At 59.3% G+C, this 20872-nt stretch carries 21 protein-coding genes, 1 tRNA gene and 1 other RNA gene; 17 read left to right on the top strand and 6 right to left on the bottom strand.

The window, feature by feature from the left end; all coding sequences use genetic code 11:
- Nucleotides 1–77 precede the first annotated feature (77 nt).
- The 17 genes from LLY24_RS15515 (at nucleotide 78) to LLY24_RS15435 (ending at nucleotide 14441) form a co-directional block, all read left to right on the top strand.
- Nucleotides 78–1013, top strand: a complete 936-nt coding sequence (locus tag LLY24_RS15515; protein WP_427854569.1) for a choline ABC transporter substrate-binding protein — start codon at nucleotides 78–80, stop codon at nucleotides 1011–1013.
- 110 nt (nucleotides 1014–1123) lie between these two features.
- Nucleotides 1124–1200, top strand: a tRNA-Met gene (locus LLY24_RS15510).
- Nucleotides 1201–1255: 55 nt separating this feature from the next.
- Nucleotides 1256–1352: signal recognition particle sRNA small type (gene ffs, locus LLY24_RS15505), an RNA gene on the top strand.
- A 207-nt stretch (nucleotides 1353–1559) separates the two neighbouring features.
- A complete protein-coding gene (locus LLY24_RS15500; RefSeq protein ID WP_259037201.1) occupies nucleotides 1560–1985 on the top strand; it encodes a DUF488 domain-containing protein in 426 nt (141 codons plus the stop codon).
- A complete protein-coding gene (locus LLY24_RS15495; protein WP_259037200.1) occupies nucleotides 1982–2755 on the top strand; it encodes a DUF3750 domain-containing protein in 774 nt (257 codons plus the stop codon). The genes LLY24_RS15500 and LLY24_RS15495 overlap by 4 nt, the downstream gene beginning before the upstream one ends.
- Nucleotides 2756–2937: 182 nt before the next feature.
- Nucleotides 2938–3402, top strand: a complete 465-nt coding sequence (locus LLY24_RS15490) for an Lrp/AsnC family transcriptional regulator (RefSeq protein ID WP_259037199.1) — start codon at nucleotides 2938–2940, stop codon at nucleotides 3400–3402.
- Nucleotides 3403–3406: 4 nt separating this feature from the next.
- Nucleotides 3407–5050, top strand: a complete 1644-nt coding sequence (locus LLY24_RS15485; RefSeq protein WP_259037198.1) for an aminotransferase class V-fold PLP-dependent enzyme — start codon at nucleotides 3407–3409, stop codon at nucleotides 5048–5050.
- Nucleotides 5047–6540 (top strand): NAD(P)-binding domain-containing protein, encoded by a 1494-nt coding sequence (locus tag LLY24_RS15480; protein WP_259037197.1) that lies wholly within the window; start codon nucleotides 5047–5049, stop codon nucleotides 6538–6540. The genes LLY24_RS15485 and LLY24_RS15480 overlap by 4 nt, the downstream gene beginning before the upstream one ends.
- Nucleotides 6537–7028, top strand: a complete 492-nt coding sequence (locus tag LLY24_RS15475; RefSeq protein WP_259037196.1) for a CMD domain-containing protein — start codon at nucleotides 6537–6539, stop codon at nucleotides 7026–7028. Before LLY24_RS15480 ends, LLY24_RS15475 begins: the two co-directional genes overlap by 4 nt.
- Complete coding sequence (locus LLY24_RS15470; RefSeq protein ID WP_259037195.1) at nucleotides 7025–7603, top strand: peroxidase-related enzyme; 579 nt, start codon at nucleotides 7025–7027, stop codon at nucleotides 7601–7603. The genes LLY24_RS15475 and LLY24_RS15470 overlap by 4 nt, the downstream gene beginning before the upstream one ends.
- Nucleotides 7604–7674: 71 nt before the next feature.
- Complete coding sequence (locus LLY24_RS15465) at nucleotides 7675–8661, top strand: TRAP transporter substrate-binding protein (RefSeq protein WP_259037194.1); 987 nt, start codon at nucleotides 7675–7677, stop codon at nucleotides 8659–8661.
- Nucleotides 8662–8716: 55 nt separating this feature from the next.
- A complete protein-coding gene (locus LLY24_RS15460; RefSeq protein ID WP_259037193.1) occupies nucleotides 8717–9223 on the top strand; it encodes a TRAP transporter small permease in 507 nt (168 codons plus the stop codon).
- A complete protein-coding gene (locus LLY24_RS15455; RefSeq protein WP_259037192.1) occupies nucleotides 9220–10509 on the top strand; it encodes a TRAP transporter large permease in 1290 nt (429 codons plus the stop codon). Before LLY24_RS15460 ends, LLY24_RS15455 begins: the two co-directional genes overlap by 4 nt.
- A 230-nt stretch (nucleotides 10510–10739) precedes the next feature.
- The gene (locus LLY24_RS15450; RefSeq protein ID WP_259037191.1) at nucleotides 10740–11585 is read left to right on the top strand and encodes an ABC transporter permease; all 846 of its coding nucleotides are present in this window, start codon (nucleotides 10740–10742) and stop codon (nucleotides 11583–11585) included.
- A 50-nt stretch (nucleotides 11586–11635) separates the two neighbouring features.
- Entirely contained in the window at nucleotides 11636–12652 is a 1017-nt protein-coding gene (locus tag LLY24_RS15445) for an ABC transporter substrate-binding protein (protein WP_259037190.1), read from the top strand.
- Entirely contained in the window at nucleotides 12652–13434 is a 783-nt protein-coding gene (locus tag LLY24_RS15440) for an ABC transporter ATP-binding protein (RefSeq protein ID WP_259037189.1), read from the top strand. Before LLY24_RS15445 ends, LLY24_RS15440 begins: the two co-directional genes overlap by 1 nt.
- A gap of 104 nt (nucleotides 13435–13538) precedes the next feature.
- Nucleotides 13539–14441: a TauD/TfdA dioxygenase family protein gene (locus LLY24_RS15435; protein ID WP_259037188.1), complete on the top strand. Its 903-nt coding sequence runs from the start codon at nucleotides 13539–13541 to the stop codon at nucleotides 14439–14441.
- 14 nt (nucleotides 14442–14455) lie between these two features.
- On the opposite strand, the gene LLY24_RS15430 is transcribed toward LLY24_RS15435, so the two are convergent.
- The 6 genes from LLY24_RS15430 to ssuD all read right to left on the bottom strand — a co-directional run bounded on the left by LLY24_RS15430 (nucleotide 14456) and on the right by ssuD (nucleotide 20736).
- Nucleotides 14456–15154 (bottom strand): aspartate/glutamate racemase family protein, encoded by a 699-nt coding sequence (locus tag LLY24_RS15430; RefSeq protein ID WP_259037187.1) that lies wholly within the window; start codon nucleotides 15152–15154, stop codon nucleotides 14456–14458.
- Between the two features lie 4 nt (nucleotides 15155–15158).
- Nucleotides 15159–16463, bottom strand: coding sequence for a TRAP transporter large permease (locus LLY24_RS15425; RefSeq protein WP_259037186.1), 1305 nt, complete (start codon nucleotides 16461–16463; stop codon nucleotides 15159–15161).
- The gene (locus LLY24_RS15420) at nucleotides 16460–17032 is read right to left on the bottom strand and encodes a TRAP transporter small permease subunit (protein ID WP_259037185.1); all 573 of its coding nucleotides are present in this window, start codon (nucleotides 17030–17032) and stop codon (nucleotides 16460–16462) included. Before LLY24_RS15420 ends, LLY24_RS15425 begins: the two co-directional genes overlap by 4 nt.
- A gap of 19 nt (nucleotides 17033–17051) precedes the next feature.
- A complete protein-coding gene (locus tag LLY24_RS15415) occupies nucleotides 17052–18089 on the bottom strand; it encodes a TRAP transporter substrate-binding protein (RefSeq protein WP_259037184.1) in 1038 nt (345 codons plus the stop codon).
- A gap of 303 nt (nucleotides 18090–18392) precedes the next feature.
- A complete protein-coding gene (locus tag LLY24_RS15410; protein WP_259037183.1) occupies nucleotides 18393–19241 on the bottom strand; it encodes a MurR/RpiR family transcriptional regulator in 849 nt (282 codons plus the stop codon).
- A gap of 343 nt (nucleotides 19242–19584) precedes the next feature.
- Complete coding sequence (gene ssuD / locus LLY24_RS15405) at nucleotides 19585–20736, bottom strand: FMNH2-dependent alkanesulfonate monooxygenase (protein WP_259037182.1); 1152 nt, start codon at nucleotides 20734–20736, stop codon at nucleotides 19585–19587.
- Nucleotides 20737–20872: the final 136 nt, after the last annotated feature.

Raw genomic sequence — 20872 nt, 5'->3', positions numbered from 1 at the left:
TTGAACGTTCAATCAATAAAAGCATTGGGCCGTTTAGCCGCCCATGCACTACTTGATTCAACCGCCAGGGAGTGAACATGAGTCTTCGTCCTTTATCACGTATGAGCGTACTGCTGTTGGCCGCTTCGGCCGCGACCGCCCAAGCCGATGAGTGCGGCACTATCCGCTTTGCCGAAGTAGGCTGGACCGACATCACGGCAACAACGGCGCTGGCAAGCCAGGTCATGGATGCGCTGGGGTATCGCACCAGTATCAACACCGTTTCGGTACCCATCGCCTACGCGGGTATGCGCAACGACGATTTCGATGTCTTCCTGGGTAATTGGGTGCCCTCTATGGCATCGATCAGCGACCCCTACGTCGAGCGCGGCGAAGTAGAGCGCCTGGTCGCTAACCTGGAAGGGGCCAAGTACACCCTGGCGGTGCCGCAGTACGTCTATGATGCAGGCGTGACGTCGGTGGAGGACCTGGCCGCCAACGCCGAGCGCTTTGGCCATAACATTCATGGCATCGAGGCGGGCAACGACGGCAACGAGCTGATCCAGCAGATGATCGACGATGACGCCTTTGGTCTGGGCGACTGGCAGGTTGTCGATTCCAGCGAAGCCGGTATGCTCGCCGAGCTGAGCACGCGCGCGCCCAACGAGGAGTGGATGGTCTTTCTCGGCTGGGAGCCGCACCCCATGAACACGCGCTTCGATATGGCCTATCTTTCTGGGGCCGACGACTACTTCGGGCCTGATTTGGGAGGCGCCACCGTCTACACCAACACGCGCCAAGGCTTCGTCGACGAGTGCCCCAACGTAGGGCGGCTGCTCGAAAACATGACCTTCACGCTCGAAATGGAAAACGAGCTGATGGGTACTATCATGGATGACGGCGAAGCACCCGAAGACGCCGCCCGCGCCTACTTAGCCGCCCACGACGACGTCGTGGTTCGCTGGCTCGAGGGTGTGACCACCCGCGACGGCGAAGAGGGCCTGGCTGCGGTTCGTGAAGCGCTCGACGAATAAGCACCTGGAAAGAGCAGGTTAGCCCACTGGCCGTGAGTAGAAACAGGCGCGTTTCGGCCTTGCCTTTTGCTCACGGCATAGGCATAATCTGCCCCCGCTGATGTCGGAAAGGCTACGTAGCTCAGCTGGTTAGAGCACATCACTCATAATGATGGGGTCCCCTGTTCAAATCAGGGCGTAGCCACCACATCACCGACAGCTAAGCATTCGAGTACGTCTTTTGAATGCTGCTATGGTGGCCTCTTAGGTCCTCCCGCAACGCAAAACTGCGAACCCCGCCAGGCCCGGAAGGGAGCAACGGTAGTGGTGGTCGCGTGTGCCGGGATGTGGCTTTTGAGGCCGCCTCCATTTCTGCTCTAGCATTTTTATCCTCCTTTACCCCCTTTGATGTTCTCAGTTGGTTCTGCCTGGGGCGAAAAAGCCTTTCTCCCGCTACTGACTTTCCTTTGCCTTGCTCCCCTTTTTTGCTTCACACTAGCGCTTGAACGTTGGACGAATGCAGCGTTGCACTCGCTGGATATAGCCGTTTGTAAGCAGGGAAGTGGTATGGGTTACGAGATCAAACTCAAGCGCGTGTACGCGGCAGCGGAGTCGAGTGATGGGGCTCGGGTGCTGGTGGATAGGCTTTGGCCACGCGGCAAGCCGCGCGATGCGCTGGCGCTGACCGATTGGTATCGTCAGGCGGCGCCCTCGTCGGCATTGCGCCGAGCGTATCACAGCGAGGCGATTAGCGAAGCCTCCTTCAACACGCGCTATCGGCTTGAGCTGAAAGAGGCGCCCGAGCTTCTAGTGCCGCTACTGCGTCACGCACGCCAAGGCACGCTGACGCTACTGACCGCCACGCGCCAGCTCGAACACTCTCACCTGCCGCTGCTGCGCGAGCGTCTACTTCAGATGCTCGATGAAGAGGACCGCAGCGACCAGGAACTCGCCTCATCGCCATGCTTGATGGATGGCCACGCCGCCGAATGATCAAGACACTCCTGCGCGGTTTTCTCTTTCTTATTCTGCTGCTGGCCCTGCTGCTCGCTGGGCCGGTGTGGCTGTTGACGAGCGGCGCGGTGGTGACCGATGCCCACTGGTCGTCGCTGGATCGCACCTCAGCAGGGCTTGCGCCACTGGCCACGGATACCCAAGAAGCCGTCATTCAAGTCTACGCAGCGCCCGCCTATAACTGGCGCGGTGCGTTTGGCGTGCATCCGTGGATTGCGATAAAGGCGGAAGGCGATACGAGCTACCGGCTCTATCAAGTCATGGGCTGGCGCCAGCCCACCGTGGTGCTGGCCAACGATACGCCCGACCGCGCCTGGTTCGGCAGCGCGCCAATTCTGCTTGCCGATTATCGCGGCGAACGCGCAGCGGCGCTGATTCCCCAGATCGAAGAGGCCGTTGCGCGCTACCCCAGTGCCGAGCGTTACCGCGTATGGCCGGGGCCCAACAGCAATACGTTCGTTGCCTGGGTCGCGCGCGAGGTCGAAGGCTTCGACGTGGCGCTGCCGGTGACCGCAGTGGGGAAGGACTATCTCTTCGGTAGCGTCATTGCGCCCACGCCAAGTGGCAGTGGCTATCAGCTCTCCATTGAAGGGGTGCTAGGTATCCTGGTGGCTTGGGAGGAGGGCATCGAAATCAACCTGCTTGGCATGAGCCTTGGCGTAGACCTCAAACGCCTGGCGCTCAAACTACCGGGCATCGGGCGCCTGGGTATGGCGCCCGCTGTTCTAGGGAATGGCTCAGGCGACTAAGCCAACGTTAGATGAATGAGTAACCAAGTATAAAGGGTCAGCATTGCTGGCCCTTCTGGCGTTTAGTGGCAGGATGAAATCAGAAGAGTGCTCAAAGACGCTGAAAAATTATTCCGAATGCTGATAAAAAAGGTATCGTATTAAGAATAAAAATCCCCATTTTTTCTATGTGAGAAAAAATTTTGCTAGTTGATCGCTTTGATTTAAAAATTCTTGAACAGCTCCAGCGCGATGATAGCGTATCTATTGCGCAGCTAGCCGAGAAGGTCGGGCTTTCCGTTACCCCCTGCTGGCGCCGTATTCAGCGCTTGGAGAAAGAGGGCGTGATCGAGAAACGCATTGCCGTGTTGAACCCTGGCAAGCTCGATCTTGGCCTGACCGTCTTCGTGATGATCAAAACCGACAAGCATAGTCAGGCCTGGTTGGACGCGTTTCAGGACGTAGTCCAGTCCTTCCCCGAGATCATGGAAGTGAACCGCTTGGCCGGTGAGTTCGATTACTTGCTCAAGGTCATCACCCGCGACAACGCTGCCTACGACGCTTTCTATAAAAGACTCATCGCGAGAATAGAGCTCAGCAATGTCACATCCTGCTTCTCCATGGAACAAGTCAAGAAAACCACAGAACTGCCCCTCGACCAGCGCTGACTGGATGGCGCGACTCGCCGACGACGTGATGGGCGAGGGCCAGCCCATCGAAGGTCCTTTCGGCCCGCGGCCGCTTATCTATGCCGACTACACCGCTTCGGGCCGCGCGCTTGGCTTGATCGAAGACGCCATCCGCCGCGATGTCTTGCCCTTTTATGCCAATACACACACCGAAACCTCTTACACCGGGCGTATCACCACGCGCCTGCGCGAAGATGCTCGCCGCCAGATCGCCAAGGCCGTAGGCGCCAATGACGACTACGCCGTGATCTTCGCCGGTGCGGGCGCCACCGCCGCCATCGACCGCTGTTGGAAAATGCTCGGGCTGCGCCGCCGTGACGAGGCGGTGCAGGACGACGACAAGCCCATCATTCTAATTGGCCCCTACGAGCACCACTCCAACGAGCTGGTTTGGCGCGAGTGCCATGCCGATGTCGTGCGTATTTCCCTCGATGAACGCGGTATGATCGACCTCGGCGCGCTCGAAGAAGCTCTTGCACGCCACCGTGACCGACGCGTGATCGCGGCATTTTCGGCGGCCTCCAACGTCACCGGCGTCAAGAGTGATGTGGCCGCCATTGCGCGTCTCGTTCACGAGTTTGGCGGTATCGCGCTGTTCGATTACGCGGCGAGCGGCCCGTACGTTGCCATCGATATGGCGGGCACGGGGCAGGGGGATCATCTGGATGCCATTTTCGTGTCGCCGCACAAGTTCGTGGGTGGGCCGGGGAGCTCGGGCGTTTTGGTGATACGGCGCGCGCTGTGTCAAAACACCGTACCCGGCGTTGCCGGAGGCGGCACGGTTTCCTATGTGACCGCGAATGGACATCGCTACGTCAGTGATGTGCAGCGCCGCGAGGAGGGCGGTACGCCGGATATTCTGGGCAATATCCGGGCGGGGCTGGCCTTCAAGGTAAAAGCGCTCATCGGTGAGGCGAATATCGAAGCGCGCGAGATCGAGCTTGCCGCCACGGCGCTCGAGCGCTGGTCGCGCCTGGATAATCTAACCCTGCTTGGGCCGCGCGACGCTCCACGGTTGTCGATTTTCTCTTTCAACGTGCGCGCGGGCGAGCGCGAAGTGCACCATAACCTTATCGTTGCCATGCTTAACGATATGTTCGGCATTCAGGCTCGTGGCGGCTGCTCTTGTGCCGGCCCCTATGGTCACACCTTGCTCGATATAGACGACAATACTGCCTTGGAGCATGAGTCTTTAGTCCAAAAAGGCAGAAGCTTATATCGTCCTGGCTGGGTAAGACTTGGATTTCATTACTTTTTTAGCAATGAGACGGCTAACTATGTAATATCGGCAGTAGAATTCATTGCACGCCATGCGGCGGTATTGATGAAGCTCTACAAGGTGGACGAGGCCTCGGGCGTTTGGTCGGTCGATGATGCCTTAGTTAAGGCCGTTTCTGCGCGCGCTAACGCCACCACGCTCGATGAGCTTTTGATGGCACCTTCATCAGCCGCTATGGCTTCCCCTGGCAGCGAAGACCCGTTCAGCCAAGCGCGGGAACTCGTCGAGTTGGCCACACGAGCCGACCTGCCGGGTGATATTACTTGCTCCGATGCACCGATTCGTTGGTTCTGGTGGCCCAGTGAAGCTGAGCAGGCCATGCAGAGCCAGCGTGAGATGACGCCATGACGATATCTTCTCCCACGCTTTCGGGAGCCGGGCTTGAGGCCCTTAACGAGCGCGTGCGCTTCGATCTTGCCTGCCTGAATCTGCCGCCCAACAACTGGGTGCCGACGCACACTGCCGACGACGGCCAGCACGTGCACGACGTGGTGATCGTGGGTGGCGGCCAGTGTGGGTTGGTGGCTGCCTTTGCGCTGCTCTCAGGCGGTATTCGCAATATCCGTATCTTCGATCGCAATCCGGCGGGTCGTGAAGGCCCCTGGGTGAACTACGCGCGCATGGAAACCCTGCGCTCGCCCAAGACCCTGCCGGGGCCGAGCTACGGTCATGCTTCGCTCACCTTTCGCGCCTGGTACGAGGCCCAGTTCGGGGTCGATGCCTGGGAGGCACTGGATAAGATTCCACGTCCGATGTGGATGGACTACCTGCGCTGGTACCGTGAGGTGTTGGCGCTGCCGGTGGAGAACGAGGTCAACGTCGAGCATGTGACGCCCGAGGGCGAGCTGCTCAAACTCGAGCTTTCAGGCCCCGGGGCAGAGCGCCAGAGCGTGCTGACCCGTAAACTGGTCATGGCCACCGGGCGCGAGGGCACCGGCGCGCCCAAAATCCCCGACTTCGTCGATGCGCTGCCGCGTACGGCCTGGGCGCATACTGCCGATGACATCGACTTCAACGCCCTCGAAGGCAAGCGCGTCCTCGTGGTGGGCGTGGGTGCCTCCGCCATCGACAACGCCGCCGAGGCGCTGGAGCACGGCGCGAGCAACGTGCGCTTTTTGATTCGCCGTGCCCAAATGCCCACCATCAACAAGATGATGGGCATCGGCTCGTTTGGTTTCACCCATGGTTACGCTAGCCTGCCGGACGCCTGGCGGTGGCGGCTGATGCACTACTCCTTCATCACCCAGACGCCGCCACCGCGGGGCTCCACCCTGCGCGTAAGCCAGCATGAAAACGCCTACTTCCACTTCGAATGCGGTATCGAGGCTGTGCGCATGGAGGGGAGTGAGGTGGTCGTTACCACGCGTCAGGGCGAGGTGCGCGGCGATTTCCTGATCCTCGGTACCGGCTTTCAGATCGACCCGCTGGCGCGCACCGAGCTTGCCGGTTACGCCGACCGTATCCTTCTATGGCGCGACTGCTATCAGCCACCGGAGGAGCTCGCTCACGAAGAGCTGGGTAAGTTTCCCTACGTGGGGCGCGACTTCGCCTTTCAAGAGCGCGAGCCCGGCACCGCCCCTTGGCTTGGCAACATCCACTGCTTCAACTACGGCGCATCGGTCAGCCTGGGTAAGGTGAGCGGTGACATTCCCGGCATCAGCGAAGGCGCAAGCTGGCTGGCTGGTGCGATTGCGGCCCAGTTCTATCAGCAGGATATCGCCGCGCACTGGCAGACACTTCAGGATTATGACGCCCCTGAGCTTCAGGGTGATGAGTGGACCGCCTCGCCGTTGCCAAGCTGCCCCGATCAGACACTTCAACAAAAGGCACCCCGATGACCCACGTGATCGAAACCGCAGCCCATGTGCCCCAGAGCGGACCGCTGGCGGATGCGCTGGCCATGCGCGGCAAACTGATGGCGTTGACCCAGGATTCCCACGACGCGGCGCTAACGCCGAGTGATCCGGGTGGCGTACCGCTGGCGCTGCGCGCGGCGCTGGCCTGCCGCATGGCGCGCATCTGCCATCAAGCGGGGCTAGAGAAACACTACGCCACGTTGCTTTCGAGCTATGGCGATGAGCACATCGCGCTACTCGCCGATCCTGAGGTAATACCGGAAACCAGCGAGCCGCGCTTGGCCGCCATAGTGGCCTACGTCGATCTCGTCACGCGCTCGCCAAAAGAGGCCACCAAGGCCGACATCGGTGCTCTGCGTCAAGCTGAGGTCGAAGAGGCGGATATCGTGCGTTTGGCGGGACTTGTGGCTTTCACCAACTATCAGCTGCGCGTGACTGCCGTGTTGAGCGTCATGGGAGAAGCAAAATGAGCCGGGTCATTCACAAGTTCACCACGCGTATTCCTACTTGGCGCCCCTACGTCACGCCGATCGATTTCGACAACGCCACGGATGCTCAGCGCGAGGCGCTCAAAGAGACGCCGTCGAACACCAAAATTTCCGATTACGTGCTGGTGCTGGCCCACGACCCCGAGTCGCTGCGCATTCGCACCTCACTGTTCAACGGCATCATGTACGACAAGGGCGGGCTTTCGCGCGAGGAGCGCGAGCTCGGCGCCGTGGCGGCCTCGGTGGTCAACCGCTGCATCTACTGCGCGGCGGTGCATGCCCACCGTTACAACAACATCGTCGGCGACGATGCCGTCATGAAGGATATTTTCCTGCGCGGCAAGGACGCCGAGCTCGACGAGCGTACCCGGGCCATTTTGCGTTTTGCCATGCGCCTCTCGGAAACGCCACCCAACGTCAGCCAGGACGATATTCAGCGCCTACGCGACGTGGGACTCGATGAGCAGGAGATTCTCGATCTCACCCTCTCAACGACCCTGTTCGGCTGGGCCAATCGCCTAATGCACACCTTGGGCGAACCGGTTGCCAACGTCTGAGCGAAACGTACGTTTACCCTTGCTCCTTAACGCTGTGTCCCTATAAACGATCTAAAAAAAGGAACTCCCCCATGACGAAACGCTCCCTCACTGGATTGGCTCTTCTTGGCGCAGCAGCGCTTACTAGTGCAACACCTGCGCTTGCCGAAACCCTCCGCCTGGGTACCGTGGTCAGTGCGCCGCACCCCTGGGTCGATGCCGCCGAGGCCTTCAAGGCCGAGGTCGAAGAGGCTACCGATAACCGCATTACCGTGCAGATCTTTCCGGGCGGCCAACTCGGCAATGACCAAACCATGATCGATGAGATCCGCATCGGTACCACCGACATGATCATTGGTGGGGTGATGAACGCCTCTCCCTATGTACCGGCGTTCGAGATATTCAGCTTGAACTACCTGTTCGAAGACATGGATGCGTTTCGCGCGGCGACAGCGTCTGATTCACCGGTATTCGACTACTTCGACAATGCCGTTACCGACGCCGGTGTGGGCCTCAAGCTTCTGAGCCTGACCGGCGGCGGTACCCGCAACCTGAGCAGCAACGAAGGCCCGGTCACCGAGCCTTCCGATCTTGAGGGCGTCAAGATGCGCGTCACCGGCTCGCGTTTGGATGCGGATATGTGGCAGGCCTATGGCGCACTGACGACCTCGCTGCCCTGGACCGAAATCTACACCGGCATGCAGACCGGTGTCGTCGGCGCTTTCGAAAGCACCATCAGCGGCTACTTCTCCAGCCGTCTCTACGAAGTGGCGCCGTATCACGCCAAAACCGAACACCAGATCATGATGAGCCATATCTCTATCAGCGAGAATCGCTTCAACCGCTTCTCGGAAGAGGATCAGGCAATCATCTTACAGGCCGCGCAGCACGCTGGTGAGTACGGCACCGAGAAGGGCGAAGAGTACGATGCCGAGTTCATCCAGCAGTTTGAAGACCTGGGCGTTACCGTAAGCGAGGTCGATAAGCAGGCCTTCATCGACCGTGCTCTGCCGCTACACGACGAGTTCGCCGAGGAGCGCGGTTTGACCGATCTGCTCCAGCTGATTCGCGACCTTTAAGCCGATGATGCTACGCGCCGCCCCTCAGGGCGGCGTGGGGTAAAAGGACGAACGCATGCGATTGCTCAACGATGTGCTCGAAAGGCTACTGACGATCATCGCCGGTAGCCTCTTCGCCGTCTTCATTTTGACGGTGCTCTATCAGGTGGTGGCCCGTAGTTTCCTCAAGATCTCGGTCTCCTGGACCGACGAGATTGCCATGGCCTGCTTCATTTGGGCGGTGTTCCTGGGTGCTGCCGTGGCGGTAAGACGGCGGCGGCACTACGTCGTCGACGTCTTCCCCTCGCGCTTCGCCGTCACTCAGCGGGCGCTGCGCCTGTTTGGTGGCATTGCCTGCTTGCCGGTGATTTACGTTTTGATCGTACATGGCAACGTGCTGGTCGACATGGGCTGGCACCGGCGGTCGGTAGCGCTTGGCACGCCCATGGCGTACGTTTTTGCGGCCATGCCGGTTGCAGGCGTTGCGATGCTCCTATTCTCCATCGAAGTCATCCGCGACGACATCAAGTCACTGCTGCGTGGTCAACGCACGGCGAGCACGAACGAGGCCAGCGATTCATGAACCCCTTGATTACTCTGATCGGAAGCTTCTTGTTGCTCATCGCCATGAGCGTACCGATCGCCTTCGCCATCGGGCTGGCGTCGATCATTACCATCATGCAGCTGGGACTGCCGCTGACTTCGGTAGTCAATCAGATGTTCGCCAGCATCAACTCCTTTCCGCTATTGGCGGTGCCTTTTTTCCTGCTGCTCGGACGGTTGATGAACGATGGGGGCATCACCGACCGGCTCTTGCGCTTTGCCGATAGCACGGTGGGGCACATTCGCGGCGGGCTTGGCCATATCAACGTTATGGTCTCGATGATGTTCGCAAGCCTTTCAGGCTCGGCGGCGGCGGATACCGCAAGCGTCGGGGCGGTGCTGATTCCGGCGATGAAGAAGTCGGGCTACCCAGCCCCTTTCGCCGTAGCGCTTACGGCGGCTTCCTCGGTGCTTGGCGGTATCATTCCACCGTCGATTTTGATGGTCATCTATGGCGCTTTCGGTAACGTCTCCGTTGGCGCGCTCTTCATGGGCGGCGTGCTGCCGGGTGTGCTCGTCGGGCTCATGCAGATGGGCTACGTCTACTACGTCGCCAAGCGCCACGGCATCAAGGCCACGGGGAAGTTCTCCTTTGGTCAGATGGGCCGAACGGCCGTGGTGGCCGCGCCGCCGATGCTGCTTCCCATCATCATTCTCGGTGGCATTACCCTTGGCGTCTTTACCGCCACAGAAGCCGCCGCCGTGGCGGTGCTGATCGGGGCGCTACTTGCCTTCGTCTTCTATCGCGCCATTCGCTTTCGCCGTATCCCCAACATTTTGAGTGATTCGGTCGTGGCGTTTTCGCTGCCGATGTTTGCCGTGGCCTCGGCCGGTATCATGGGCTGGTTGATCTCTTATTTGGGCATCGCTCAGGAGGTCGCCAACTTCATTCTCTCGGTCACCGAGTCGCGGATCGGCATCATGCTGATGGTGATGGGCTTCATGCTGGTCATTGGAACGGTTTTGAGCCCGGTTACCGCGGTGATCATCTTCCTGCCGATCATCCAGGGGCTGTGCTTAGCGGCCGATATCAACCAGATTCACATGGGGCTGGTAGTCATCCTCTCGCTGACGCTTGGGCTGATCACGCCGCCTTACGGTATTTGTCTGCTCATCGCCACGCAAATTGGCGAGGTGTCGATGCCGCGTGCCTTCATGGCGGTGCTGCCGCTGATCGGTTTGATTTTGGCCGTGATCATCGCGCTGATTCTGCTGCCTAGCGTGTTCCTCTTCCTGCCGCAGATGATGTTCCCCAAAGCGTTCTAAGCGGCTGTCGAGCGCTGTCCTTTCCTGCTTGGCGGTATGCTGCCGCCAAGCAGTGCTTCGTATCTAGTACGTCGTATCCAGTACTTCGAAAACAATGCTTCGAATACAGTATTTCGAATATATCCTTCTCGATATCGTTAGCATTAATCGATGGTTAGTCTGCACATCGTCGTTGGTTAGGGTGTAGGTCTCATAAACGCAACGCTGTTGCTTGCACCGAGGCCGCGACGATGAAAAAAGCATCTTCCTCCGTGGCTACCCACGCGCCAAGCGCAGGTAGCCTTGTCTTTTCGCCCTCTAGATTGGCTCTGCGCCGGGGCATCAATCTCTACTCCAGCCGGTATGTGGCTTTGATCGCCTTCTTCGGCCTGTGGCAGTTGGCAAGCTCACTGGGTTGGCTCAACCCCGCGGTGATTCCGCCGCTCGACCGTATTGCCTTGGCGCTTTACCACGCGCTTTGGCATGGTGCCCTGGCCGGTGATATCAGCATTAGCCTACAGCGTGCGGGTATCGCCTTTGGTGCATCGATCGTGATCGCCATTCCGCTGGGACTTGCCATGGGCAGTTTTCGCGCCATCGAACAGGCGCTCGATCCTATCTTGCAGCTCTTTCGCCAGACCTCTGCGCTAGCGGTCTATCCGGTATTCATTTTGCTATTGGGGCTGGGCGAGGCTTCCAAGGTCTTCGTCATCTTCTGGGCGTCGGTCTTTCCGCTTTTGATGAACACCATTGCCGGGGTTCGACAAGCCGATGCCAAGCTGATCGAAATGGCGCGGGTGTTCGGAGCCTCACGGCTGGAGGTGTTTCGCCGTGTCGTGGTGCCTAGCGCCATCCCCTCCATCTTCGTTGGCCTTCGCCTGAGTGCCACCTCGACGCTGTTACTGCTCGTCGCCGCCGAAATGATCGGTGCCAATCAAGGCATTGGCTTTCAGGTGATGAATGCACAGTACAACTTTCAAACGCCGCTAATGTTCGCCGCCATATTCCTGCTGGCAGCGCTTGGCTTACTCGCCAACTACCTGCTTGTCGCGCTGCAGCGCAGGCTATGCCGCTGGGAAGGCAAGCGCGGCGCTTGACCGCTCGATTCATAAACTCCCCCTTTTATACCCAACGACGAGAGCCACGAATGAAACCATCCGTGCTATTGGCCAGTGCCTGGTTACTGGCAAGCCCAACCCTTTTTACCAGTTATCTCTTGGCTGATGAGGCCGTATCGGAGTCTGTCACCGTGCGCTATTTGAGCAGCCGAGGACAAATTTCCTCGACCGAAATAGCCGCCGCCAAAGGCTGGCTCGAAGAGCAGGGCGTCACGCTAGCTTCGCAAGGCTTTAGCCAGGGTGGTCCGGAAAGTCTCTTCGCCATGGCGTCTGGCTCGATCGATATCGCAGGGGCGGCGACCTCGGCCACTATCAATGCCATTGCCAACGGCGCCGACATCGTCAGCGTCATGGCGGCGAGCGGCATCAACGACGCAGTGAGAAGCCACTTCTACGTCGTCGATGAAAGCGCTCTGCGCGAGCCTGCGGATTTGGTCGGCAAGACGATTGCCGTCAATACCCTGGGCGGTCATCTGGACTACGTGGTGCGCGAGTATCTGCGTCAGCACGACATTCCGGCCAATGCGGTGCGCCTTGTCGCCGTTCCTGGACCACAGCTTGCACAAACCTTGCGCTCTGGTCAGGTCGACGTTGCCGCCGTAGGGGCTTGGCAAACCGTGTTTGCCGGTCAGTTGGAGGAGGAGGGCGGCGTACGCTCGCTGTTCGATGACTACACGCTGCTAGGCGACATCACCTTGAGCCCCTACTCCATGGAGCGCGACTTCGTCGAACGACACCCCGACGCGGTGCGCACGCTGGTTACGCAGTCGGGTCGTGCAGCCGACTGGGCGCGTGAACATCCTAACGAGGCGCGTGAACTCATTGCCGAGCTTTTAACCCAGCGTAACGAAAACCCGCAGTTGGCCACGTATTGGGCCGGATATGGCACGCGCGAACATGCCCTGCTCAGCGAGCACGATATTCAGTACTGGCTCGACGTACTGAGCCGTGAAGGCGCGCTCTCAGCCTCGTTAACGGTGAGCGACATTGCCACGAACGCCTTCAACGACGGCGCTTCGAGCCAAGATCGTTTAGGAGGTGAGTGATGACGGCCATCGCCCGTGGTTTACACCTTGAGCAGGTGAGTAAGTCGTTTGCTTTGCAACATAGCCGACTCGATGTGCTGAAGGGCATCGATCTCGGGATCGCCCCGGGGGAGTTCGTTGCCATCATTGGCGCTAGTGGTTCGGGTAAGACCACGCTCCTGCGGATTCTAGCGGGCCTTGAACAGGCAGATAGCGGATCGATAACGCTGAATGGTCGGGCGATTCACGGCGTAGGCCCAGAGCGCGCCATGGTCTTTCAAGAGCCTCGCCTGCTGCCCTGGCTTAGCGTCGAGGCCAACGTCGCCATGGGGCTCGAACTCAACGGGGAAAGTAAGTCGCAGGCGCTCAAAAAAGCCCGCCACTATCTCGACATCGTAGGGCTAACGGCGTTTTACGACGCTTACCCTCGCCAACTCTCGGGGGGTATGGCGCAGCGGGTAGGCATTGCCCGTGGGCTTGCCATCTCCCCTGACATCCTACTGCTCGACGAACCGCTGGGTGCGCTCGATGCGATGAAGAAAATTCGCATGCAGCAAGAGCTCGAACGTATCTGGCGCGAACAGGCCATCACCATGGTGATGGTGACGCACGACATCGAGGAGGCGGTTTATCTGGCTGATCGCATCGTGATCCTGGGCGGCGAGGAGGTGTCTCCCGTCCAAATCGTCGATATCGATCTGCCACGACCGCGCCAGCGAAGCGATAGCCGGTTCGTGGCCTATCGCCAAGCCTTGCTCGATACCTTCCATCTCAATGATTCGACGTCCACCGACGATCGTTAAGCCCCATAGTCCACACACCACAGTCCATACACCACAGTCCATACACCACAGTCCATACACCACAGTCCATACACCACAGTCCATACACCATAGGAGCACGACCCATGACCACGACAGCCACTGCAGCCATCACGCCACCGCTTACGCCTTCCTCGACGTTGCCCAAGCCGCTGACGATTACTCCAACCGGAAGCGCGTTGGGCGCGGTCGTCGAAGGAATCGATCTTTCCCGCCCGCTCTCGGCTGCGCACTTTCACAAGCTCACTCAGGCGTGGCAAGCGCATCATGTACTCATCTTCAAAGGGCAGCGCCTGAGCGATGCGCAGCTCTTCGATGCCATAACCTACTTCGGTGATGTGTTCCGGCCACCTGGCCATATCCCCGTGCTGGCGACCAACGATCAGGGCTTTACCCCCGATATCGTCAAGGTATCCAACGTCAAAGGAGGCTATACGGGTAACGGCGAGCTATCCGCGCACGTCGATCATCACTGGACGCCCCGGCCATCCAAAGCATCAGCGCTCTATGCACGCCAAATTCCCACCAGCGGTGGCGATACGCACTGGTACAACCTCAATCTCGGCTGGGAAAATCTTTCTCCGGATACCCAGCGGGCAATCGAATCGCTATCCCTGATTACCTATAACCCCTTCGTCAATCGCGATGCCTCGCGTCCGCTCTATCGCGAGCCCAACAACCCGCCCAAGGGCGAAGCGCATCCCCATCCGCTGGTGACGACCCATCCCGAATCGGGGAAACGTCTGCTGTTCCTTGGCGAGGCAACCGAAGTGGAAATTCCCGAGCTTGATTACGCCTCGGGCAGGGCGCTGATCGAGGAGCTGCGTGCGCACCTTTTCACCCCCCAACACCGCTATGAGCACCGCTGGGAAGTCGGTGATGTGGTGCTGTGGGATAACCGCGCTACCGCCCACTACCGTTCGGCGTTCGATGAAAACCAAGTTCGTGATATGCGACGGGTTAGCTTGGCGGGCGGGCGTCCATTATAAGCAGAACTAGTCGATTACTTGGAAAACTTGGCGAGGAGCGGGCTACACACATAATGGATGGCGTCACTGATTCCATCGGTTATCTCGACCCCATAGCGTTTACTCAGTGGAGCCGCTTGCCCTACGAAAGCGCCTGAGCCCAGCACGATGGCTCTGGCGCCCTGTTCGAGTGAAGCGACGATGGCGTCGTGCAAGCGCTTTTCGGCGCGAGGCGTTCGGGCGGCAGTTTCCGATACCCCGATACCCGTGGCCACGATACGGCAGTGCGCATCGATACCATAGTCACGGCTCAGTGAATGTATGGTCTCCACGGCGCCGTCGAAGGTGGTAATGACGGTGAAAGGCAGGCCATGCCCCCCCGCTGCGCGCATGCCCGCTTCGGCCAAACTCACCACCGGGCGCCGTGTCAGCTCGCGTGCCTCTCGAACGGCCAGGTCATCGAAGCAGGCCATGATGCAGCCGGCGTAGTCAACGCTCTGCCGCGCTTTGATCAGCGCCATTACCTCCCGGGTCGCGGCGGCTTTGTCGGTCGCGTTCTCGATGGCGAGCGGGCCCGTCCGGGGGTTGGTCACGTCAATGTGTAAGCCGTTCAGGGCGTGCTGTTCCACGAGGCGGCCAATTTCCCGGGTGACCTGCGTATTGGTATTGGGGTTGATGACCAGAATACGCTGAGTCGCGCCTGGTGATGCCCCCCCCAAATGATCGGTGGTCATGGTTTCAACGCCCCGCCAGCAGGTCGGGGAGCCACATGACGATGCCCGGCCACATCATGGTGGCAAGGGTGAAGAGCACCATGATGCCCACGAAGGGAATCGAGCCCACGATGACATCGTTGAAGCTGCCGCCATCCTTGCGTACGCCCTGTACCACGAACAGATTCATGCCCACCGGCGGCGTAATGAGCGCGATTTCACACATCAATACGATGAATATCCCGAACCAGATCGGGGCGATGCCCACCGCCATGACCATGGGTGCGGTAATGGGCACGGTCAGCACCAGCATGGACATGGCATCCATGAAAGTCCCCAGAATCACGTAGAAGACGAAGAGCACCAGCAGCAGCGTCACGGCCGTCAGGCCGAACGAGGCGACCCACTGGGTGAGTGCCTGGGTCACGCCCAGCATCGAGATAGTGACGTTCAGCAGCAGGGCGCACATCAAGACGATGATCACCATGCCCGATGTTTTGGCCGCCTGGAGCGAGCAGTGGATCAGTAGATCCAGCGTCAGCTTGCCGCCGAACGCGATGAACCCAAGGGCGATGACCACGCCGATAGCGGCGGATTCGGTCGGCGTGGCCAGGCCGCCATAGATGCTGCCCATCACCACCCCAAAGATCACCAGGGGGGGAATCAGGTGCTTCGAAAGCGACAGCTTCTCTTGGAGTGAAACACTGACCTCGACCAGCGAAGCGTTGCCTGCCTTGCCGTGGGCGAGCCACAGGTAAAGCGAAAACAGCAGCGCCAAAGCGATGCCGGGGATCAACCCCGCCGCGAAGAGTTGGCTGACCGAGGTATTGGCCAACTGGCCGTAGACCAGCAGGTTGATGCTGGGCGGAATGAGAATCCCCAGCGTACCGCCTGCGGCCAGCGAGCCAAGCGAGGGGCGAATGGGATAGCGATACTGCTGGAGAGCGGGGAGAGCGATGGTGCCCACGGTCGCCGCGGTGGCCACGGAAGAGCCGGACGTGGCGGAAAAGAGCGTGCACGTGGCGATGTTGGTGTGCAGCAAACCGCCCGGCAGGCGGTTGAACCACACCGCCAGCGCGGCGTACATGCGATCCGCGATGCCGCCTCTCAAAAGCAGCTCCCCCAGCAGCATGAACAGCGGAATGGCGAGCATCGAGGGGCTGTTCAAACTGCTCCAGACGACGCCGCCCATCATGTTCACCAACGGGGCGCCGTACATCAGGTACCCGCCCGCCACGCCCACGAGCAAAATCGAAACGGCAACCGGCAGGCTCAGCAGCATCAGGGCGAGCATGACCATGAACGCGCCGACGATAACGGGAATGCTCATGGCTGTGCTCCCTCTTCACGCTGTTTGAGATCGAAAAGCTCCGCCTCGAGCTCTTCGCTGGCTGAAGCGGGGCCAAAGCGCTGGTTCAGCGCTGGCCAGTCCCGCTTTATCAGCAATAACAGCGCTTTCAAGGAGAGAACGGCCGCGCTTACGGCAAAGATGCTCATGGCCACCAACCAGACGGCCTGAGGGTAGATCAGCGGTGTGGCCCACGGCGTTTGCGCGATGGAGCGGTAATCGTGTGTCTCAAGCACGGTATGCGCGGTGAAATAGAGCAAAAACGCAGCCAGCAGCCCCAGCGAGAGGGCCGCCAGTGCATTGAGGACCGCCTTGACGGCGGTGGGCAGGCGCATGTGCAGCAAATTGATACGAATATGCGACTGTTCGATCATGGCGACGCCGAACGCCAGAGGCGCCGCCACGGCGATGGCGTACCCGCCCAACTCGTCGATGCCACCAAACGACAGCGAAAAGAATTTGCGAATCAGGGTCTCGATGGTGATCAGCACGGCCAGCAGGAGCATGAGCGTGCCGAAAACGATGCCCATCACGCGAGCACAAAAAGTCATACGAGTCTCCCGGAGGGGGTTACAGGCCCAGCTGCACACCGACCGTTTCACGCCAGGTGGTTTCGCAGTCGGCGGCCACGTTATTGCATTGTGTCGCCCACAGCGGCAGTGACACTTCCTCGACGGCGGCGGTGACCTCGGCCAGGTCTTCATCGGAGACGGCCACTTCCGTCAGCGCATAGCGATTACCGAACTCGCAGGGGGATTCACCGGCGTTACAGCGCATGGCATCTTCGTAAAGGGCTTCCGAGTAGCTCCATATCTCGTCGCTCAGATCGGCAATCGCGGTTTCCAGCTGAGACTGCTGGGTGGCGTCCAACCGGTTCCAGGTGTTCAGGTTGATGGCGTAGCCATTGATCGCCAGTTGCAGGGCGATGGGCAGCACGGTGGTCGTGGCTTCTGGCCAGCCGCCCGAGTTGGCCGACGCAGGCCCGGTGATGCCGCAGTCCACGACGCCGCGAGAAAGCGCTTGCTGAACGTCGCCGAAGGGCATCGAAATGCCGGTGGCGCCCAGTTGGTCAATGAAGTTGGCCGCACTCTGATCACCGACGCGTACCCGAAGGCCTCGCAGGTCGTCCAGGCCGGTGATCTCCTCGTTGCAGAAGATGACTTGCGGTCCGGCGGGCCACACGCCCAGCAGCTTGGCGTTGAAGCGCTCCTGCAGGCGCGAATCGACATAATCATAAAAGGCCATGACGTTGTCGCGACCCGTCTCGAAACTGGTGTTCAGGCCGATCAGATCCATGCCGAGTATCGAGGGCTCGTCGCGGCTGACCTGTGGGCCGCGCAGCGACACGATATCGAAGAGTCCCGAGTTCAAAACGCGTAGCCCATCCGTGTCGGGGATCCCCGCCACGTCGACCGGTGTGTACTGAACGGTGGCATTCAGGCCACTTTGCTCGGCAAGGTTTTCAAAGAAGGGCCGCTCCTTGTTTTGGGCGATCAAACCCGAGCCCGAGGGTTGGCCGAGCACTTTGAGCGAGAGCGTATCGGCCTGGGCGAAACTGCCGACAACGGCGGCGGAAAGAGCGGATACGAGAAGAGTGCGCTTGATCATGAGAGCTTCCTGTTATCGATGGGGTGATGGGGGATGCCACTTGGGCGTCTGTTTCACCGCGCATCCCTATGCAGTGTTTAAAAAGCAGATTCATATTTCATGCCGCAAGTCATATGAAATTTAAATTTCATATGAAAAACAGTAGGCTGATCAGAAAATGACGAGGAGGGCGGTGGCAGGATAAAAGAAAAAGCGCACCCTGAAGGTGCGTTTTATGAAGGACGTGAACTGGAAGTGTGCGCCCGGTACATAGGCGGGGCTCTGCGAAGACTATAGAGGCGAGCGCGGGTCGCAATGAATCGGCTAGAGCTCTTCGAAGTGATCGTTCAGGGTTTCGATCTGGCTCAGCCGGTGTTTCGAGTTGTCGCCGGCCAGTTCGATGGTGCGCATGATGAGAAGATGACAGAGCGTCATGACGGCGGTGTGGTTGAACAGCGGCCCGGACGAATGGGTATGGCAGCGAAAGTGCCACGTTGCGTGAGGATGGGCAGCCGTGCCCTCGTCGGTGATATACACCAGCGAGGCGCCGCACTCCTTGACGCTGCTCAGCAGCTGTTCTGTGGTTGCGACTCGGCGGCGTAGTCCCAGAACGATCACACTGTCTTCAGGCCGAATGTTGATCAGGTGCTCGCCCAGGGTTTCGCCCGCACCGGGAATCACGGCGATCTCATTCGAAACCTGAAGCAACTGCCAGCGCAAATAATCGGCCAGCGGGCGGCTGGCGCGATAGCCCATCACCCAGATTCTTCGCGCCGCAAGCCAAGCGTTGGCGACGGCATCGATATCGGTTTGCGTGATGGCTGCAAAGCTTCTATCCAGGTTGTCTTTGCTAAAGGCCAACCCCTGGGCAAGCCACGATTCGGAGGGAGCCTGAGGGTGAGCGGGAAGGAACAGGCGCGACCCGGTGGTTTGTTCTTCACGGGCATGCCTACGCGCGGCTTCATAGTTGTCATACCCTAGGCGCCGAACGAAGCGCGACACCGTCGCCTTGGATACCTTGGCAAAGCGCGCCAACTCTTGAGCATTGTAGCTTGCAAGCTCACCGGGAAAATCGCAGACGAACTCCCCCAGCCGCCGCTCGGCAGGGTGCAAGGAGGGCAGTGCGTGGCGAACACGGGCAAGAAAGGAGCGCTCTTTCGAGGCGAACGACATGACGATTTCCTGAAACCACGGTTTCATGAATGATGCGTGTTATCACGTCTCAGAGCAATACATGAGTTTTTATAATTGTTATTCCTGCTATTTTTTTAGAATGCTATATAACTTTAAGAAACATTTTTTACGCGCGTGTCCGAAAGGGATGCTCAATTAAAGTGCTTAAATATTGTTTTTCGCTAGTTGCACCCCTTGTTTTGTCTCCACTCGCCGACTTTTAAATAGGCCACGCCTTGCAGGTACAAGCTGTTATGTTATTTCGCCGTTGATAGGGCAAGATATTATGTGCGACTCCTTAACGAGGGTTGTTTACCCTACAAGGCGGGCTCGGGCTGTTTTATTAGCGTGGTATGGCATTATTGGCGATGATTTCACCATACTGAGGTGTGCTGGCCGTATCGATATGAGCTGCGGTGTGGTCTTTGGGCAAAAGCGGCAGTACCTTCTCGCCGAAATGGTAGGCCTCTTCAAGGTGGGGGTAGCCTGAGAAAATGAAAGTGTCGATGCCGATCGCCATGTACTCGCGGATACGCGCCGCCACCGTTTCTGGGCTCCCTACCAATGCCGTACCGGCCCCGCCGCGCACCAACCCCACGCCCGCCCACAGATTAGGACTGATTTCGAGGCGGTCGCGACGCCCACCGTGGAGCGCCGCCATGCGCCGCTGGCCCTCTGAATCCATACGGGCAAGCGTTGACTGGGCAGCGGCAATGGTGTCGTCGTCCAAGTGTTCGATGAGTTTATCTGCCGCTGCCCAGGCTTCGGCATCGGTGTCGCGTACGATGACATGCAGGCGAATGCCAAAGCTCAGCGTCCGTCCTTCGCGCTTGGCCGCTTCCTTTACGGTGGCGAGTTTATCTGCCACTTGAGCGGGCGGTTCGCCCCAGGTGAGGTATTTATCTACCGTCTCGGCAGCCACCTGAATGCCCGCGACCGAAGAGCCGCCAAAGTAGAGCGGCGGGTGCGGAGTTTGAGCGGCGCGATAGATCAATTCACTATCCTCTACGCGCAGGTGCTTGCCCGCATAGCTGACGTTTTTCCCCGCCAGCAGATCGCGGTAAATGGTGAGAAATTCGCGTGTGACTTCGTAGCGCTGATCGTGTGGCAGAAAAACACCATCGCCCCTGTTTTCTACCGGGTCGCCCCCAGTGACCACATTGATCAAAAGCCGTCCATTGGATATGCGATCAAGCGTTGCCGTCATCCGCGCTGCAACCGTCGGCGTCTGTAGCCCTGGTCGCACCGCGACGAGAAAGCGCAGCTTCTCGGTAGCAGGCGCTAGCGCCGAGGCGATGACCCAGGAGTCTTCACAACTGCGCCCCGTGGGCAAAAGGACGCCATAAAAGCCTAGTTGATCGGCCGCCTGGGCGACTTGGCGCAGGTAGCCGAAGTCGACCTTTCGACCCCCTTTCGCGGTGCCCAGGTAGCGGCCATCGCCGTGGGTAGGTAAAAACCAGAGAAATTTTCCCGAAGGGGCAGCGGTTAGCGTCATGGTGCGTCTCCTGATGGTGACTAAGGCGGGTGGGCCTCAAGGCTAACAACATCGGGTTGACGCGCTTAATGGTTAAAGTCGTAAAGCTTATTCGACATACGAAAGGTGTAAAGCAGCTTAAACGCCATGGCTTTTT

It is taken from the genome of Halomonas dongshanensis (assembly GCF_024790395.1).
GTDB classification, from domain to species: Bacteria; Pseudomonadota; Gammaproteobacteria; order Pseudomonadales; family Halomonadaceae; genus Vreelandella; species Vreelandella dongshanensis.
The sequence above is the reverse complement of the archived record's forward strand: the minus strand, read 5'-3'. Positions and strand labels throughout refer to the sequence as shown.